This is a genomic window from Pseudomonas sp. IPO3749, assembly GCF_013386605.1.
GTDB lineage: Bacteria > Pseudomonadota > Gammaproteobacteria > Pseudomonadales > Pseudomonadaceae > Aquipseudomonas > Aquipseudomonas azotoformans_A.
Map to the genome: position 1 here is coordinate 305,217 of NZ_JACARN010000012.1, position 17,070 is coordinate 322,286.

The 17,070-nt window shown below is 61.0% G+C and carries 16 protein-coding genes and 1 pseudogene; 5 read left to right on the plus strand and 12 right to left on the minus strand.

The annotated features are described in order from the left end of the window. Positions 1–58: 58 nt before the first annotated feature. From HX812_RS06125 to pilV, 4 genes and pseudogenes are all read right to left on the minus strand, one after another. The gene (locus tag HX812_RS06125) at positions 59–460 is read right to left on the minus strand and encodes a type IV pilin protein (protein ID WP_033896998.1); all 402 of its coding nucleotides are present in this window, start codon (positions 458–460) and stop codon (positions 59–61) included. Between the two features lie 11 nt (positions 461–471). After that, on the minus strand, positions 472–1,002 hold the full coding sequence (locus HX812_RS06130) for a PilX N-terminal domain-containing pilus assembly protein (RefSeq protein WP_038846858.1): 531 nt from the start codon (positions 1,000–1,002) through the stop codon (positions 472–474). Positions 1,003–1,009: 7 nt separating this feature from the next. Continuing rightward, the gene (locus HX812_RS06135) at positions 1,010–1,717 is read right to left on the minus strand and encodes a PilW family protein (protein WP_038846861.1); all 708 of its coding nucleotides are present in this window, start codon (positions 1,715–1,717) and stop codon (positions 1,010–1,012) included. Next, positions 1,714–2,199: pseudogene (pilV, locus tag HX812_RS06140) on the minus strand (type IV pilus modification protein PilV). Before pilV ends, HX812_RS06135 begins: the two are co-directional and overlap by 4 nt. A gap of 192 nt (positions 2,200–2,391) precedes the next feature. Between pilV and HX812_RS06145 the strand changes: the two are divergent. Beyond that, complete coding sequence (locus tag HX812_RS06145; protein ID WP_038846864.1) at positions 2,392–2,964, plus strand: GspH/FimT family pseudopilin; 573 nt, start codon at positions 2,392–2,394, stop codon at positions 2,962–2,964. On the opposite strand, the gene ispH is transcribed toward HX812_RS06145, so the two are convergent. The 6 genes from ispH to murJ all read right to left on the minus strand — a co-directional run bounded on the left by ispH (position 2,927) and on the right by murJ (position 10,443). Beyond that, positions 2,927–3,874, minus strand: a complete 948-nt coding sequence (gene ispH / locus HX812_RS06150; protein WP_038846865.1) for a 4-hydroxy-3-methylbut-2-enyl diphosphate reductase — start codon at positions 3,872–3,874, stop codon at positions 2,927–2,929. The two genes, HX812_RS06145 and ispH, sit on opposite strands and share 38 nt — an antisense overlap. Before the next feature lie 179 nt (positions 3,875–4,053). Then, on the minus strand, positions 4,054–4,491 hold the full coding sequence (gene fkpB / locus HX812_RS06155; protein WP_177128135.1) for an FKBP-type peptidyl-prolyl cis-trans isomerase: 438 nt from the start codon (positions 4,489–4,491) through the stop codon (positions 4,054–4,056). Between the two features lie 7 nt (positions 4,492–4,498). Beyond that, positions 4,499–5,008: a signal peptidase II gene (gene lspA, locus HX812_RS06160; RefSeq protein WP_016976310.1), complete on the minus strand. Its 510-nt coding sequence runs from the start codon at positions 5,006–5,008 to the stop codon at positions 4,499–4,501. Next, complete coding sequence (gene ileS, locus HX812_RS06165; protein ID WP_038844670.1) at positions 5,001–7,832, minus strand: isoleucine--tRNA ligase; 2,832 nt, start codon at positions 7,830–7,832, stop codon at positions 5,001–5,003. Before ileS ends, lspA begins: the two co-directional genes overlap by 8 nt. 14 nt (positions 7,833–7,846) lie before the next feature. Beyond that, positions 7,847–8,785 (minus strand): bifunctional riboflavin kinase/FAD synthetase, encoded by a 939-nt coding sequence (gene ribF / locus HX812_RS06170; protein ID WP_010213269.1) that lies wholly within the window; start codon positions 8,783–8,785, stop codon positions 7,847–7,849. 119 nt (positions 8,786–8,904) lie between these two features. Beyond that, positions 8,905–10,443 (minus strand): murein biosynthesis integral membrane protein MurJ, encoded by a 1,539-nt coding sequence (gene murJ, locus HX812_RS06175; protein ID WP_038844672.1) that lies wholly within the window; start codon positions 10,441–10,443, stop codon positions 8,905–8,907. Positions 10,444–10,696: 253 nt separating this feature from the next. Here murJ and rpsT point away from each other — a divergent pair, with 253 nt between their 5' ends. Beyond that, positions 10,697–10,975 (plus strand): 30S ribosomal protein S20, encoded by a 279-nt coding sequence (gene rpsT, locus HX812_RS06180; RefSeq protein ID WP_003188401.1) that lies wholly within the window; start codon positions 10,697–10,699, stop codon positions 10,973–10,975. Between the two features lie 285 nt (positions 10,976–11,260). Here rpsT and HX812_RS06185 read toward each other — a convergent pair whose 3' ends face one another. Beyond that, positions 11,261–11,746, minus strand: coding sequence for a peptidylprolyl isomerase (locus tag HX812_RS06185; RefSeq protein WP_016976314.1), 486 nt, complete (start codon positions 11,744–11,746; stop codon positions 11,261–11,263). Between HX812_RS06185 and HX812_RS06190 the strand changes: the two genes are divergently transcribed. The 3 genes from HX812_RS06190 (at position 11,745) to HX812_RS06200 (ending at position 15,108) form a co-directional block, all read left to right on the plus strand. After that, positions 11,745–12,035, plus strand: coding sequence for a DUF3565 domain-containing protein (locus tag HX812_RS06190; protein WP_080642382.1), 291 nt, complete (start codon positions 11,745–11,747; stop codon positions 12,033–12,035). The genes HX812_RS06185 and HX812_RS06190 overlap by 2 nt on opposite strands. Positions 12,036–12,114: 79 nt before the next feature. Further along, positions 12,115–14,214, plus strand: a complete 2,100-nt coding sequence (pta, locus tag HX812_RS06195) for a phosphate acetyltransferase (RefSeq protein ID WP_033896986.1) — start codon at positions 12,115–12,117, stop codon at positions 14,212–14,214. Then, positions 14,215–15,108, plus strand: coding sequence for an acyltransferase (locus tag HX812_RS06200; RefSeq protein ID WP_038845726.1), 894 nt, complete (start codon positions 14,215–14,217; stop codon positions 15,106–15,108). Positions 15,109–15,166: 58 nt separating this feature from the next. On the opposite strand, the gene cysN is transcribed toward HX812_RS06200, so the two are convergent. After that, positions 15,167–17,065: a sulfate adenylyltransferase subunit CysN gene (gene cysN / locus HX812_RS06205; protein WP_038845728.1), complete on the minus strand. Its 1,899-nt coding sequence runs from the start codon at positions 17,063–17,065 to the stop codon at positions 15,167–15,169. Positions 17,066–17,070: the final 5 nt, after the last annotated feature.

Sequence of the window (17,070 nt, forward strand, 5' to 3'; positions counted from 1 at the left end):
TGATCCAGCCGATAAATAGGAACACGCGCACCTGGCGCCCAGTCGTCCAGCACCCTCATCATTGCCCCCAGCACAGCTTGCGCGACATGTCCGGAGCGGCGCCCGGATTGGTCCGCGCACCGGCGCTGGTCAGGCTGAAGTCGCCGCAAAGGTCGCCGGTCATCACCGAGCCGACGCCAGGCGTAGCCACCAACTGGAAATCCTGAGGGTTCAATGCAGCGGTGATTCTATAGCGATCGTTGCCCTCGCTGACGCCGCTTGCATCAATAAAAGTGCCGGCCTTCGTATAAAAACGCTCCAGGTGCTGAGCCTGGTCGGTCAATAACGCGACGATTTCAGCGCGATAGACCTTTTTCATATGGCCGGTGTAGCCGGGGTAAGCAATCCCGGCCAGCACCGCAATGATCACCACGGCGATCAGTAACTCGATCAGGGTAAAGCCCTGGCTATCCATGCCCATTTCAACGCTCCTTATTGAAGTTGCCGCCAGGCCACCCGCCGAAAATGCGAGCCGCCCTCCTCTTCTACCCGCGCATAGACGCTCTCCAGCACCGTGCGCAATTGGCCGCTTAACCCGACGGCTGTCACACGATATGCGTCGGCCACCGTTTGTGGTGGTACATGCGCCAGCCCCACCGCAGGTCCCAGGGATTGAATGCCGTACAGACCTCCGCGCAGTGCAACCCAAGTGACACCCGAGACAGGGTCCAGCCCAGCCCCAACCACCGAATAGGCGGCGGCCGGCGGTGCACAGGTGACAATCGACCGGCACGGCAGCAGCGTCGCAAATGACCGCTGCACGCTCGACTCTCCGCGTCGCAAGCCACTCTCGGCGCTTTGCAGCGACTGATTGCGGTGCCAGAGGCTAGCGGTGACCTTTTGCTGGGTGACCGCGCCTTGCATGGAGGACAGACCGATCAGCGACAACAGCAGCAACAACACCAGGCTGATCAGCAGCACCATGCCGGCCTGCCGCAGACGAATAGGTTCTTTAAGCTTCATGGCGGCGCTACCCCAGACGGTTTCGCAGCGCCGCCACGACGCTGTAGGTTTGATCCTTCACGCGTCCGGCGGGGTCTTGCAGTGTCATCAGGATGCGCACGCTGCGTATCAAGCCCAGGTCCGCCGGGCTCGCGTCGTAACGCGCCACCTCCGTCGACGAGGGTTTGGCAGCCACGCCAAAGCTGATATCGAAAGCCTGCACGTTATCCACCAGCACCGCCTTGGCCGGGGCCGCAGGCGTGCTGACTTTCAATTGACCGGCTTCGAAGGTGTAGGTGATCTGGCGCAGCGCAAAGCGGATTTGTCCGGGGGCAGGCACAGGAGAACTACCGCCGTAGGCCTGGGCGGCGCCCGTGCAGTCGGACAATACGGTCCAGTCAGCCTTGCCATTCTCGTTACCAACATCTGCCGTGACTAGCGTCAGCGACTTCGCCCCCGCCTCGATCTTCCAACTGACAGGCTGATCAAAGGCCGGCGGGGCATTGTCGATAAACGCCGTGCCCAAACAGCCAAACATGCCCGCCTGGCGAATATCCTGGGTCATCTTGCCCAGCACGAACCGTGCGTCATCCTGCAGCAACATCGCAGCCTGCTGGCTGGCGTGGGTGGCTCTGGAACCAATCAGCACCTGGGTCCCCCCCAGCACCAATACCAAGCCCATGGCCAACGCCAGCAGCAATTCCACCAGACTGAATCCCCCAACACGACGCCTCATTGCGCCCCCCTCGATTCATCGCTGACGCGACTGGTCAGGGTGAATGTTTCCCGAGCCCCCGGCCTGTTCGTGCCCCGGCTATCATCCCAACTGATGCTGACAGTCACCTCACCCGCACTGACCGACACCGAGCCTTTGGCACTCGCCCCGGCAAAGCCGAGGATATTGGCCTCGAAATCATGCAGGTCCAGATCGCGCACGCTGGCAGACGCGCTGCTGGCCGGTGCACGTTCGGCCCGGCCCTAGGAGTAGTCGACAGCGGAATTGGCGCGGATTCGGTCAAGCATGTCGTAGGCAATGAAACTGGCCTGGCTGGTCATCCTGGAACTGTCTGTGTACTTGAGCGCATTGAGCTGGATCACCGCCGCGCCCAGCAGGCCAATGGCGAGAACCAGCACGGCAACCAGCACCTCGATCAGCGTCATGCCGATTTGGTGTCGAGAAAAAACCTGGGGAAAACCGCTGTTGGGGTAGGCAAGCATTACCGTCGTCATCCGTGTCGAGGTCCGAAAAAAGCAGGGAAAATCTGCTGTGCGGGCCAAGACTAGCGTCGGTTTTTCGCTCGCGCTGCTCCCGGAACAAAGGGAAATACTTTGGACATGAAGGCCATCATTCGGCGTAACGCACGGGGCGCTATACCTAGGACTGCACCTGAATCCAAGGAGGGACGATACATGCGCCAACAAGGTTTCACTCTGATTGAACTGCTGCTCGGGCTGATCGTGAGCGGCATCCTGGCCAGCCTGGCAACCCCCGGCTTCAAGAGTTTGCTGGAATCACAGCAGCGCCAGGGGGCTGCGCAATCCCTGACCGCAGGCCTGCGCTACGCACGCACTGAAGCCATCGCCCGTAACCAACCGGTAGTCATTCATGCGCGAGAAGACGACTGGAGCCAGGGCTGGCGGGTCATTGTGGATGTGAGCGGACGTGGCTACCTGGATGACGACAACCCCGTGCTGCGGGAACATCAGGATAACGGTCGTGTGCCGATAGTCGGCAATGGGCCGGTCAAGAGCCAGGTGCGCTTCAGCGGATTGGGCGAACCGGTGTTTTCAGGGGGAGGTTTTCGCGCGGGTACTGTGCATGTATGCGAGATGGATCAGACGCAGAGCCTGTATCAGGTCGTACTCGCACCCAGCGGGCGCATCAGCCTGCGCAGCGAGCGTGCCGAGCAGGCGTTGTGCCGGGGTGGCTCCGGCACACAGGCACTCAGAGCAGCGAGCGAACCCGCAGTTCCTTGGGCATAGAGAAGGTGATGTTCTCTTCGCGACCCGCCAGTTCCTCGGCACCGGTGGCACCCCAGGCATGCAGCTGCTGGATAACGCCGCGCACCAGCACTTCCGGGGCCGAAGCACCTGCCGTGATACCAATACGCTCGACGCCATCGAACCAGCTGCGCTGCATGTCTTCGGCGCCGTCGATCAGGTACGCTGGAGTTGCCATACGTTCCGCCAACTCACGCAGGCGGTTGGAGTTGGAGCTGTTGGGGCTGCCGACAACCAGGACCACATCGCATTCATCGGCCAGTTGCTTGACCGCGTCCTGTCGGTTTTGAGTGGCGTAGCAGATGTCGTCCTTGCGTGGCCCACCAATGGCCGGGAAGCGGCTGCGCAGCGCGTCGATCACGCGGCTGGTGTCGTCCATCGACAAGGTGGTCTGGGTCACGAATGCCAGGCGCTCGGGGTTCTGCACCTGCAGGTTGGCGACGTCTTTTTCGTCTTCCACCAGGTAAATCGCCCCGCCATTGCTGGCGTCGTACTGGCCCATGGTGCCTTCGACTTCCGGGTGGCCGGCATGACCGATCAGGATGCACTCTCGACCGTCACGGCTGTAGCGCGCGACTTCGATATGCACCTTGGTCACCAGCGGACAGGTGGCATCAAAGACTTTGAGGCCACGGCCTGCCGCTTCGGTACGCACAGCCTGGGAAACACCGTGGGCGCTGAAGATGACAATGACGTCGTCCGGCACCTGGTCCAGCTCTTCGACAAAGATGGCGCCACGCGCGCGCAGGTCTTCGACCACGAATTTGTTGTGGACGACTTCGTGGCGCACGTAAATCGGCGGCCCGAAGACTTCCAGGGCGCGGTTGACGATTTCGATCGCCCGGTCCACGCCGGCGCAGAAGCCACGGGGGTTGGCGAGTTTGATTTGCATGCTGTGCCTCGTGTCTTGCAGCCACTTGGGTTCAAGCTAGACGCTAACCCACCTGACAATAGAGATCAAAGGTAGGAGCGGGCTTGCTCGCGAATGCGGTGGGTCAGTAAATAAATCTGTTGACTGACCCACCGCATTCGCGAGCAAGCCCGCTCCCACATTTTTAACCGCGTCGTTGATCAGATCGCTTTAACGTCGATGATTTCAACATCAAAGGTCAAGGTTTTACCGGCCAACGGGTGGTTGAAGTCGATGGTCACTTGCGCGTCATCGAAGGTTTTCACCACGCCAGGCAGTTCGGTATTCGCCGCATCGTTGAAGATCACCAACAGGCCTTCCGACAGGTCCATGTCCTGGAACTGCGAGCGCGGGATGATCTGCACATTTTGCGGGTTGGACTGGCCAAAGGCGTTTTCCGGCAGGATCTGCAGGGTGCGCTTGTCGCCGGCCTTGAAGCCGAACAGGGCCGCTTCAAAACCCGGTAGCAGGTTGCCATCGCCGACCTTGAAGGTGGCCGGGGCTTTGTCGAACGTGCTGTCGACCGTGTCGCCATTCTCCAGGCGCAGTGCGAAATGCAAAGTGACTTCCGTGTTCTGGCCGATGCGTTGCTCAGCCAATACCTGATCAGTCATTGACGGTCTCTCCGGTTTTCTTGCTTTTGAACATGTCCAACGCCAGCATGATTGCGCCGACGGTGATGGCGCTGTCGGCAAAGTTGAACGCCGGGAAGTACCAGCGGTTCTGCCAATGCACCAGGATAAAGTCGATCACATGGCCAAGGGCGATGCGGTCGTACAGGTTGCCCAGCGCGCCGCCCAACACCAGGGCCAAGGCAACAGCCAGCCAGGTGTCATCGCGACCAAGACGCTTGAGCCACACCACCAGCACCGCACTGACCACCACGGCGATCAGGGCGAACAGCCAGCGCTGCCAGCCACCGCCATCAGCCAAAAAGCTGAAAGCGGCACCGGTGTTGTAGGCCAGGGTCCAGCTGAAGTAATCCGGGATCACCACGATCTGCTGGAACATCTGCAGGGAGCCTTCGAAATGAGCCTTGCTGACCTGGTCGATGACCAGGACCAGCAGACTCAGTACGAGCCAGCCCAGACGTCCGAAACGGCTGGCATCAGGCATAGTGGCGAACCTCACCGGCACCCGAGATGTTGTCGACGCAGCGACCACAGATTTCCGGATGCTCAGGGTTCGCGCCGACGTCTTCACGGCAGTGCCAGCAACGGGCGCACTTAGGGAAGGCCGACTTGACCACTTTGAGCTTGAGGCCCGGCACGTCGGTGGCGACCGCATCCGCCGGGGCCTGGGCGAATGGCGCCAGGCTCGCGGTGGAGGTGATCAGCACGAAGCGCAGTTCGTTACTCAGCTTGGCCAGGTCGGCGGTCAGGCCTTCCTCGGCGAACAGGGTGACTTCGGCTTGCAGGTTGCCACCGACGGCCTTGGCCGCACGCTGCACTTCCAGCTCCTTGTTCACCGCAACCTTCACGGCCATCACGCCTTCCCAGTACTCGCGACCCAGTTCGAAGTCGGCCGGCAGTTCGGTCAGGCCTTCGTACCAGGTGTTGAGCATCACGGACTCGTTACGCTCGCCCGGCAGGTATTCCCACAGTTCGTCGGCGGTAAAGGCCAGGATCGGTGCGATCCAGCGCACCAGCGCTTCGGAGATGTGATACAGCGCGGTCTGCGCCGAGCGGCGCGCCTTGCTGTTGGCGCCGGTGGTGTACTGGCGGTCCTTGATGATGTCGAGGTAGAAACCACCCAGCTCCTGCACGCAGAAGTTGTGGATCTTCGAGTACACGTTCCAGAAGCGGTATTCGCCGTAGTTTTCCTGCAACTCGCGTTGCAGCAACAGGGTACGGTCCACGGCCCAACGGTCGAGGGCAAGCATGTCCTCGGCCGGCAGGATGTCGGTGGCCGGGTTGAAACCGGTCAGGTTCGACAGCAGGAAGCGTGCGGTATTACGGATACGGCGGTAGGCATCGGCGCTGCGTGCCAGGATCTGGTCCGATACGGCGATTTCACCCGAATAGTCGGTCGACGCAACCCACAGGCGCATGATGTCGGCGCCCAGGGTGTCGTTGATCTTTTTCGGTTCGATCACGTTCTTCAGCGACTTGGACATCTTGCGGCCCGTCTCGTCGACGGTGAAGCCGTGGGTCAGCAGTTCGCGGTACGGCGCGTGGTTGTCGATGGCGCAACCGGTCAGCAACGACGAGTGGAACCAGCCACGGTGTTGGTCGGAGCCTTCCAGGTACAGGTCGGCACGCGGGCCGGTCTCGTGACCCATCGGGTGCGAACCACGCAGCACGTGCCAGTGGGTAGTACCCGAGTCGAACCACACGTCGAGGGTGTCGCTGATCTTGTCGTACTGCGGCGCTTCATCGCCCAGCAGTTCGGCGGCGTCCAGCTTGAACCAGGCTTCGATGCCTTCCTGTTCAACGCGCTGGGCCACTTCTTCCATCAGTTCGACGGTACGTGGGTGCAGCTCGCCGCTTTCCTTGTTCAGGAAGAACGGGATCGGCACGCCCCAGTTACGCTGACGGGAGATGCACCAGTCCGGACGGTTGGCGATCATCGAGTGCAGGCGCGCCTGGCCCCAGGCCGGGACGAACTGGGTGTCCTCGATGGCTTTGAGCGAGCGGACACGCAGGGTGTCGCCGCTGGTGGGCTCTTTGTCCATGCCGATGAACCACTGCGCGGTGGCGCGGTAGATCAGCGGGGTCTTGTGGCGCCAGCAGTGCATGTAGCTGTGCTGGATGGCGGCGGTTTGCATCAGCGCACCAACTTCACGCAGTTTTTCGATGATCGGCTGATCGGCCTTGAAGATGAACTGGCCGCCGAAGAACTCCAGCGACGGCACGTACACGCCGTTGCTTTGCACCGGGTTGATGATGTCGTCGTTGACCAGGCCGTACTTCTTGCAGATCACAAAGTCGTCTACGCCATAGGCAGGCGAGCAGTGAACGATACCGGTGCCCGAACCCAGCTCAACGTAGTCAGCCAGGTACACCGGCGACAGGCGGTCATAGAACGGGTGGCGGAAGTTGATCAGCTCCAGCGCGCTGCCGGTGGTGGTGGCGATGACCGAACCTTGCAGCTCGTAGCGGGCCAGGCAGGACTCGACCATTTCTTCAGCGAGTACCAGCAGGCGGTCACCAACGTCCACCAGGGCGTAGGTGAATTCCGGGTGCACGTTCAGCGCCTGGTTGGCCGGGATGGTCCACGGGGTGGTGGTCCAGATCACGATGGCAGCCGGCTTGCCCAGGTTTGCCAGGCCAAAGGCCTCGGCCAGCTTGGCGTCGTCGGCGATCGGGAAGGCCACGTCGATGGTCGAGGACTTCTTATCTTCGTACTCGACTTCCGCTTCAGCCAGGGCCGAACCGCAGTCGAAGCACCAGTTCACGGGCTTGAGGCCCTTGAACACGAAACCGCCCTTGACGATCTCGGCCAAGGCACGGATTTCCCCGGCCTCGTTCTTGAAGTTCATGGTCTTGTAGGGGTTGTCCCACTCGCCCAGCACGCCCAGGCGGATGAATTCGGACTTCTGCCCTTCGATCTGCTCGGTGGCGTAGGCACGGCACAGTTCGCGGGTTTTGTCCGCGCCCAGGTTCTTGCCGTAGGTCACTTCGACTTTATGCTCGATCGGCAGGCCGTGGCAGTCCCAACCCGGCACGTACGGCGCGTCGAAGCCCGAAAGGGTTTTCGAGCGCAGGATCATGTCCTTGAGAATCTTGTTCAGCGCATGACCGATGTGAATCGTGCCGTTGGCATAAGGAGGGCCGTCGTGCAGGACGAATTTCGGACGATCCTTGCCAATTTCGCGCAACTTTCCGTACAGGCCAATACTGTCCCAGCGCTGCAGGATCTGCGGTTCGCGCTGTGGCAGGCCGGCCTTCATTGGGAAGGCGGTGTCCGGAAGGTTTAGCGTGGCTTTATAGTCGGTCATTTAAGGCTCTTCGGTTAGCGATGGGCGCTAGGTGCGGCTAGTGCACGGGCGGCGGCGACATCCGCATTGATCGCCGTTTTCAACGCCTCAAGGGAGGCGAAACGCTGCTCTTCACGCAGCTTCTGGTGGAAAACCACCGTCAAACGCCGGTCATACAGATCACCGGCAAAATCCAGCAGGTGTACTTCCAGGTGGGCCTTGCCATCACCTGCAACCGTGGGCCTGACGCCTATGTTGGCGACTCCGGGCCACGATTGGCCATCGATGTCGACGCTCACCAGGTAGACCCCGGTCAGCGGCACACGACGGCGCTTGAGTTGCACGTTGGCGGTTGGCGTGCCCAATTGGCGCGCCAGCTTCTGGCCGTGCAAGACCCGCCCGGCAATGCGGAACGGGCGACCGAGCAAACGCTCGGCCAAGGCGAAGTCGGCAGCGGCCAGGGCATTACGCACCTGGGTACTGCTCACGCGCAGGCCGTCCAGTTCGACGGTTTGCGCGGCTTCGACGGTAAAACCCTGGTTGACGCCGGCGTGTTGCAGGAAATCGAAATCCCCGACACGGTCGCAACCAAAGCGGAAGTCGTCACCGACCTCCAAATGCTGCACGCCCAGGCCATCGACCAGGATACGGTCGACGAACTCGGCGGCGCTCAGGCTTTGCAAACGCTGGTTGAAGGCCAGGCAGAGGACACGGTCCACGCCCTCTTCAGCCAGCAATTGCAGCTTGTCCCGCAAGCGGGCCAGGCGGGCTGGCGCGGTTTCGGGGGTGAAGTATTCCCGCGGCTGTGGCTCGAAAATCACCACGCAGCTGGGCACGCCCAACTCGACCGCGCGTTCGCGCAGCCGAGCCAGGATAGCCTGGTGGCCACGGTGAACACCGTCAAAGTTGCCAATAGTGGCGACGCAGCCCCGATGCTCGGGGCGCAGGTTGTGGAGACCTCGAACCAGCTGCATAACGCGCTTCTTGCTCATAAAGTGGTCGATTATAACCACACCCGGCCCCGGACGACAGGCAACAGCACAGGCCAAATGGATCGAATCGATAAAACAACGGTTTTATCGCGGCAAACTCTCTAACCCAGGGACTTGCGATTGAAATCCCGCAGGCGGAAGCCTTGCAGCAGCAACATCCCGAAGTACACCACCACACCCGCGACGACCAACACGCCAAGACGCATGAAGCGCTCCAGCATATGGCCTTCATCCCACGCCGGCATGAAGTGCATCAGGCCCAGCAGCACGGCCGACATCATGGCCACCGCCACCAGCAACTTGAGGGCAAACAGGCCCCAGCCTGGCTGCGGCTGGAACATCTGCTGCTTACGCAATTGGTAAAACAACAGCCCGGCGTTGATGCATGCACCGGCACTGATCGCCAGGGCCAGGCCGGCGTGGGCCAGCGGGCCGATAAACACCAGGTTGAGCAGTTGTGTGACGATCAGCGTGAATATCGCGATTTTCACCGGCGTACGGATGTTCTGCTGGGCATAGAAGCCGGGAGCCAGCACTTTGATCACGATAATGCCAAGCAGGCCGACGGAATAGGCGACCAGCGCGTGCTGGGTCATCAAGGCGTCATGGGCATCGAACTGGCCGTATTGAAACAGCGACACGGTCAACGGCTCGGCCAGGATCCCCAGCGCCAGGGCACATGGCAGCACCAATACAAAGCACAGGCGCAGGCCCCAGTCGAGAATGCGTGAATACTCCTGGCGATCCTTGCTGGCGTAGGTGCGCGCCAGGGTCGGCAGCAGAATCGTGCCCAACGCCACGCCCAGCACGCCGGACGGCAACTCCATCAGACGGTCGGCGTAGTACATCCACGACACCGAGCCGGACACCAGCAGCGAGGCGAACGCCGTATTGATGATCAGGGAAATCTGGCTGACCGATACGCCGAGGATCGCCGGCAGCATATTGCGCATCACGCGCCATACGCCGGTGTCCTTGAGGTTCAGGCGCGGCAGTACAAGCATGCCGATCTTTTTCAGGTGCGGCAGTTGGTAGAGCAATTGCGCCAGGCCGCCGGCCAGTACGGCCCAGCCCAGGGCCATCACCGGTGGATCGAAGTAAGGCGTGAGGAACAGCGCGAAGATGATCATGCTGACGTTCAGCAGGGTCGGCACGAAGGCCGGCACCGAGAAACGGTTCCAGGTATTGAGGATCGCACCGGCCAGGGATGACAGGGAGATCAGCAATATATAAGGAAAGGTCACCCGCAGCAGGTCGGTGGTCAGCGCAAATTTTTCCGGCGTATTGGCAAAACCGGGCGCCGTCGCCCAGATCACCCAGGGGGCGGCGAGCATGCCGAGGACGGTCACCAGCATCAAAACAAGGGTCAACAGGCCTGAGACGTAGGCAATAAAGGTGCGGGTGGCTTCTTCGCCCTGCTGGGTCTTGTATTCGGCCAGGATCGGCACGAAGGCCTGGGAAAACGCGCCTTCGGCAAAGATCCGCCGTAGCAGGTTGGGCAGTTTAAAGGCAATAAAGAAGGCATCCGTGGCCATGCTGGCGCCGAAAATACGCGCCAGCAGCGTGTCGCGTACAAACCCCAGAACCCGGGAGATCATCGTGATAGAGCTGACGGCGGCCAACGATTTGAGCAGATTCATTGAAAGAGTTTGCGCCTTTAGATAAAGAGCAGGCGAACAAAGCGCCTACTTATGCGATACTGCGCGCCTGCAACAGCACAGAGCCAAAGCTCGCGAGTTTACAGGTCAAGCGCCGGAAATAAATCACCCGCCTCTTCAGATCGACCACTCAGCAGTTCGCATCAGCCGCCCTTGACAACACATCAAGTCATCGGCATGATTCGCGGCCTATTTTGTTTGCTATTTCCTAAAAAGTCTTTCGAGGAGCTCGACGGTGGCCAACACACCTTCCGCCAAAAAACGTGCAAAACAGGCTGAGAAGCGTCGCAGCCACAACGCCAGCCTGCGTTCCATGGTTCGTACCTACATCAAGAATGTAGTTAAAGCCATCGACACCAAAGACGCTGAAAAAGCTCAAGCAGCTTACGTTCTGGCTGTGCCTGTTATCGACCGTATGGCCGATAAAGGCATCATCCACAAGAACAAGGCCGCTCGTCATAAGAGCCGCCTGAATGGCCACATCAAGGCTTTGAGCGTTCCTGCTGCTGCCTAAGTGGTAACAACTGCAACGCGACCCAGGTTGCGAAACAGTTAAGAAATGCCCCGTACCGAAAGGCCCGGGGCATTTTTGTTTGTGCCTCATATTCAGGAACACAGATCAAAATGTGGGAGCGGGCTTGCTCGCGAATGCGGTGTATCAGTTGATGCATGTGCTGACTGACCCGCCGCATTCGCGAGCAAGCCCGCTCCCACATTTGAAACCCGTACATTCTTTGGGCACAAAAAAACGCCCCGAACCAGTCGGGGCGTTTTTGTTAGCAACTGATTACTACATCAATCAGTGCTGGTGACCGCCTTCACCGTGGACGTGGCCGTGGGCCACTTCTTCCTGGGAAGCGTCGCGGATGGCAACGATCTTCACTTGGAAGTTCAGGCGCTGGCCAGCCAGGGGGTGGTTGCCGTCGACGGTCACGTCGTCGCCGTCCAGATCACGGATGGTCACGATCTGCATTTGGCCGTCTGGCGCGGAAGCGTGGAACTGCATACCCACTTCCAGCTCGTCAACGCCTTCGAACATGCTGCGGCTCAGGGTGCTGACCAATTCGGCCGAGTACTCACCGTAGGCATCTTCAGGTTCTACGGCAACGGTCAGCTCATCACCGACGTTCTTGCCTTCCAGAGCCTTTTCCAGGCCTGGGATGATGTTACCTGCGCCTTGCAGGTAGACCAGCGGCGCGCCGCCGGCGGAGCTGTCGATGACCTCACCAGCGTCGTTGGTCAGGGTATAGTCGATGGAGACAGCCTTGTTAGCGGCGATCGTCATGGGGCGAGACCTTTTGCATAAGAATGAAGAACGGACAAGTCTAAACAAGGATTTGCCCGAAAGCGAACAGAACCCGGACAGACGGGGTCGCACAAGCGACTCGACGGTCACCGGTTTTCATCTGGACGACGACCAGCACTGGGTCGCCGAGCTGTCCTGCGGCCACACCCAGCACCTGCGCCACCAGCCACCCTGGCAGTCCCGCGCCTGGGTACTCGACCCCGCGCAACGCCTTGAAAAAATAGGCCAGCCCTTTGCCTGCGGGTGGTGTGCGCAAGCACACGAATAACGATAACCTTGGCGCCTGATTCCCGGTAGACGTTCAACCATAGAACCTCACCGAAGCCATGCACCTTCAGAGAATTCGCATGCAGACTTTTTTTATCGCGCCCACCGATTTTGGTGTGGGTCTGACCTCCATCAGCCTTGGGCTGGTGCGCACCCTTGAGCGGGCCGGGCTGAAAGTCGGGTTCTTCAAGCCGATTGCCCAACCACACCCCGGCGATACTGGCCCTGAACGCTCCACCGAGCTGGTGGCGCGCACCCATGGCCTCAAGCCGCCACAGCCCCTGGGCCTGGCCCATGTAGAGCGCATGCTCGGCGACGGCCAGCTCGACGAACTGCTCGAAGAAATCATCACGCTGTACCAGCAAGCCGCCGTGGGCAAGGACGTGCTGATCGTCGAAGGTATGGTGCCGACCCGCAGCGCCAGCTATGCGGCGCGGGTCAACCTGCACCTGGCCAAGAGCCTGGATGCGGAGGTGATCCTGGTCTCGGCCCCGGAAAACGAAGTGCTCACCGAACTCTCCGGCCGCGTGGAATTGCAGGCCCAACTGTTCGGCGGCCCAAAAGACCCGAAAGTCCTCGGCGTGATCCTCAACAAGGTGCGCACAGACGAAAGCATGGAAGCCTTCGCGGCGCGCCTCAAAGAGCATTCGCCCCTGTTGCGCAGCGGTGATTTCCGCCTGCTCGGCTGCATTCCCTACCAGCCCGAACTCAACGCCCCGCGCACCCGTGACGTGGCCGACCTGATGGGCGCGCAGATCCTCAACGCCGGCGACTACGAAACCCGGCGCATGACCAAGATCATCATCTGCGCCCGCACCATGCGCAACACCGTGGAGCTGCTCAAGCCCGGCGTACTGGTGGTGACCCCCGGCGACCGCGACGACATCATCCTCGCTGTCAGCCTCGCCGCGATCAACGGCGTGCCCCTGGCCGGCCTGTTGCTGACCAGCGACACCCTGCCCGACCCGCGCATCATGGAATTGTGCCGTGGCGCGTTCCAGGCCGGACTGCCGGTGCTGTCAGTGAGCACCGGTTCCTACGACACGGCGAACCAGCTCAACAGCCTCAACAAGGAAATCCCGATTGATGACCGCGAACGCGCGGAGATCATCACCGATTTCGTCGCCAGCCATCTGGATGCGCGCTGGCTGCATCAGCGTTGCGGCACGCCACGGGAAATGCGCCTGTCGCCGGCGGTGTTCCGCTACCAGCTGATCCAGCGCGCCCAGGCCGCCAACAAACGCATTGTATTGCCCGAAGGCAGCGAGCCGCTGACCGTGCAAGCCGCCGCGATCTGTCAGGCGCGGGGCATTGCGCGCTGCGTGCTGCTGGCCAAACCGGCAGACGTGGAAGCGGTCGCCCGCGCCCAGGGCATCGAATTGCCCGAAGGCCTGGAGATTCTCGACCCGGACCTGATCCGCCAGCGCTACGTCGAGCCGATGGTCGCGCTGCGCAAGAGCAAGAGCCTCAACGCGCCGATGGCCGAGCAGCAGCTGGAAGACACCGTGGTGATCGCCACCATGATGCTCGCGCTGGACGAAGTGGACGGCCTGGTCTCCGGCGTCATCCACTCCACCGCCAATACCATCCGCCCTGCCCTGCAGCTGATTAAAACGGCGCCGGGCTGCACGCTGGTGTCGTCGGTGTTCTTCATGCTGTTCCCCGAGCAGGTGCTGGTATACGGCGACTGCGTGATGAACCCGCACCCAAGCGCCGCCGAATTGGCGGAGATCGCGTTGCAAAGTGCCGACTCGGCGGCGGCATTCGGCATCACGCCACGCGTGGCGATGATCAGCTATTCCAGCGGCGACTCGGCCAGCGGCGAGGAAGTGGAGAAAGTCCGCGAAGCCACCCTGCTCGCCCACGAACAGCAAAGCTCGTTGCTGATCGACGGGCCGCTGCAATACGACGCCGCCGCCAACGAAAACGTCGCGCGGCAACTGGCGCCCAACAGCCAGGTCGCCGGCAAGGCCACGGTGTTCGTGTTCCCCGACCTCAACACCGGCAACACCACGCACAAAGCCGTGCAGCGCAGCGCCGATTGCGTGAGCCTGGGGCCGATGCTCCAGGGCCTGCGCAAACCGGTCAACGACCTACCGCGCGGCGCCCAGGTAGACGACATCGTGTACACCATCGCGCTCACCGCGATCCAAGCCGCCAACCGACCTATGGATATCTAAATGCTGGATTTTCTACCTGCCGCCGTGCGCGGGGTGATTGCGTCGCTGTTGTTGGCGCTGAACACGATCCTGTTGTGCTCGTTCCTGTTCATCGTGGCGCTGTTCAAGGCGTTGCCGTTTGCCAAGCGCTTCAGCGAATGGCTGATGAACCACACCCATGAAGCCTGGGTGACCAACAACAAGGGCTGGATGAACCTGGTGCGGCGCACGCGCTGGCACCTCACCGGCCTGGAAGGGCTGGACTATCAGCACTCGTACCTGGTGACCAGCAACCACCAAAGCTGGGTCGACATCATGGTGCTGCAATACGTGCTGAACCGGCGGATTCGTCCGCTGAAGTTCTTCCTGAAACAGGAGCTGATCTGGGTGCCGGTGATTGGCCTGGCTTGGTGGGCGCTGGGCTTTCCGTTCATGAAGCGCTACACCAAGGCGTACCTGGAAAAACACCCGGAGAAGAAAGGCAAGGACCTGGAAACCACCCGCAAGACCTGTGCGAAGTTTCGCGACAACCCGGTGGGCATTTTCAACTTTGCCGAAGGCACACGGTTTACCCCGGGCAAGCATGCGCAGCAAAAGTCGCCGTTCCGTTATCTGCTCAAGCCTAAAGCCGGTGGCATTGCGTTTGTGCTGGATGCCATGGGTGAGCAGTTGAAGTCACTGGTCAATGTGACCATTCACTATCCCGCCGGTCGCCCTGGGTATTGGGATTTGCTGTGCGGGAATGTGAAGGATGTGGTGGTGCAGTTCGAAGAAGTGCAGATCCCGGCCGAGTTCATTGGCAAGAATTATGAGCAGGATGGGGAGTACCGGACGGCGTTCCAGGGTTGGATCAACCGGTTGTGGGAAGACAAGGATGCATTACTGGAAAAGCTGCATACCCAGTACCCCCGATAAGGCATGAAAAAGCCCGCCATCGATCACTCGATGGCGGGCTTTTTTGTGGCTGTGATCCTTAGATCGCGCCGCGCTGACGCAACAGCTCCAGCACTTGCTTGACGCTTTCTTCCAACGACAAGGCCTGGGTGTCGATCACCAGGTCGGCATTCAACGGCACGTCGTACGGGAAGGATTCGCCAGGGATGTTATCCCCACCCGCCGCGTACAGGCCCTGCGGATCACGCTCGGCGCACACCAACGGCGACGCTTGCACGTAGACGGTCAGCAAACGATCACTGCCAATCAGCGCCTTGGCCTGTTCGCGGCCTTCGGCATCCGGCGCCACAAACGAGGCCAGGGTCAGCAGGCCCGCTTCGTTGAACTGACGCGCCACATGTGCGGCACGACGCCAGTTCTCGGTACGCCCGGCGCGGTCCTGCGGCAAGCCCTTGTTAAGGTCGTGACGCAGGTTCTGGCCATCCAGCACGAACACCGCACGGCCCATGTCGAAGAGCTTGCGCTCAACCGCGTAGGCCAAGGTGCTCTTGCCCGCGCCCGACAGGCCACTGAACAACACGGTGGCCGGTTGTTGGCCAAAGCGCAGCGCGCGTTCTTCGGTGGCGACGTGAGCCAGCTTGCCGTGTTGCGCCGAGCTGCCGTGGGTTACCGGCGGCGCGATGATCATGCCCGCTGCCACGGTGCCGTTGGTCAAACGGTCGATAACAATGAACGCGCCGGTGGTGCGGTTGCTGTCGTAACCGTCCAGGGCGATGGCGGCGTCGAGGCTGACCTTGACCCGGCCAATTTCGTTCAGTTGCAGCGAACTCGCCGGACCTTCGGCCAGGGTGTTCACATCCACGCGATGCACGATGCTGGTGATGGAACCCGGCACGTAGCTGGTGGCGCGCTTGATGTCGTATTTCTTGCCCGGCAGCATCGGCTCTTCGGCCATCCACACCAGCATGGCGTCGAAGGCATCGGTCACTTGCGGCACGTTGTCGGCGTGTACTAGCAGGTCGCCACGGGAGATGTCGATCTCGTCTTCCATGGTCAGGGTCACGGCCTGGCCTGGGCCGGCGTGTTCCAACTCACCTTCAAAGGTGACGATGGATTTGACGCGGCTGCTCTTGCCCGACGGCAGCACCACGACTTCGTCGCCCTTATGCACGATGCCGCTCGCCAGGGTACCGGCGAAACCACGGAAGTTCAGGTTCGGACGGTTCACGTACTGCACCGGGAAACGCAGATCGGTGTAGTTGCGGTCGTTGGCGATCTCGACGGTTTCGAGGATCTCCATCAGCGACTGCCCGGTATACCAAGGCGAACGCTCGCTCTTGTTCACCACGTTGTCGCCCTTGAGCGCCGACATCGGCACAAAGGCCAGGGTGCTCGGCTTGAACGCGATACCGTCGGCGAACTTCAGGTAATCGGCCTTGATCTGCTCGAATACGCTCTGGTCGAAGCCGTTGATGTCCATCTTGTTGACGGCCACCACGATGTGCTTGATGCCCAGCAACGAGGCGATGAAGCTGTGGCGACGGGTCTGGGTCTGCACGCCATAACGTGCGTCAATCAGGATGATCGCCAGGTCACAGGTGGAGGCACCGGTGGCCATGTTGCGGGTGTACTGCTCATGGCCGGGGGTGTCGGCGATGATGAATTTGCGTTTTGCGGTGGAGAAGTAGCGGTAGGCCACATCGATGGTGATGCCTTGCTCACGCTCGGCCTGCAGGCCGTCGACCAGCAGCGCCAGGTCGATATCATCGCCGGTGGTGCCGGACTTCTTCGAATCGCGGGTGATGGCTTCCAGGTGATCTTCGTAGATCATCTTGGAGTCGTGCAGCAGGCGCCCGATCAGGGTGCTCTTGCCGTCGTCGACGTTGCCGCAGGTCAGGAAGCGCAACATTTCCTTGCGCTCGTGCTGGCCCAGGTAGGCGAGGATGTCCTCGCTGATCAAATCAGATTGATGCGACATGACAG

What these genes read in the sequence shown, in the direction of transcription:
- ispH (WP_038846865.1), bottom strand. Translation starts at nt 3,874, where the DNA reads ATGCAAATCAAACTCGCCAACCCCCGTGGCTTCTGCGCCGGCGTGGAC.
- pta (WP_033896986.1), top strand. Translation starts at nt 12,115, where the DNA reads ATGCAGACTTTTTTTATCGCGCCCACCGATTTTGGTGTGGGTCTGACC.
- lspA (WP_016976310.1), bottom strand. Translation starts at nt 5,008, where the DNA reads ATGCCTGATGCCAGCCGTTTCGGACGTCTGGGCTGGCTCGTACTGAGT.
- murJ (WP_038844672.1), bottom strand. Translation starts at nt 10,443, where the DNA reads ATGAATCTGCTCAAATCGTTGGCCGCCGTCAGCTCTATCACGATGATC.
- HX812_RS06125 (WP_033896998.1), bottom strand. Translation starts at nt 460, where the DNA reads ATGGGCATGGATAGCCAGGGCTTTACCCTGATCGAGTTACTGATCGCC.
- HX812_RS06185 (WP_016976314.1), bottom strand. Translation starts at nt 11,746, where the DNA reads ATGACGATCGCCGCTAACAAGGCTGTCTCCATCGACTATACCCTGACC.
- HX812_RS06130 (WP_038846858.1), bottom strand. Translation starts at nt 1,002, where the DNA reads ATGAAGCTTAAAGAACCTATTCGTCTGCGGCAGGCCGGCATGGTGCTG.
- HX812_RS06135 (WP_038846861.1), bottom strand. Translation starts at nt 1,717, where the DNA reads ATGAGGCGTCGTGTTGGGGGATTCAGTCTGGTGGAATTGCTGCTGGCG.
- cysN (WP_038845728.1), bottom strand. Translation starts at nt 17,065, where the DNA reads ATGTCGCATCAATCTGATTTGATCAGCGAGGACATCCTCGCCTACCTG.
- ribF (WP_010213269.1), bottom strand. Translation starts at nt 8,785, where the DNA reads ATGCAGCTGGTTCGAGGTCTCCACAACCTGCGCCCCGAGCATCGGGGC.
- HX812_RS06190 (WP_080642382.1), top strand. Translation starts at nt 11,745, where the DNA reads ATGGGGCGAGACCTTTTGCATAAGAATGAAGAACGGACAAGTCTAAAC.
- HX812_RS06145 (WP_038846864.1), top strand. Translation starts at nt 2,392, where the DNA reads ATGCGCCAACAAGGTTTCACTCTGATTGAACTGCTGCTCGGGCTGATC.
- HX812_RS06200 (WP_038845726.1), top strand. Translation starts at nt 14,215, where the DNA reads ATGCTGGATTTTCTACCTGCCGCCGTGCGCGGGGTGATTGCGTCGCTG.
- ileS (WP_038844670.1), bottom strand. Translation starts at nt 7,832, where the DNA reads ATGACCGACTATAAAGCCACGCTAAACCTTCCGGACACCGCCTTCCCA.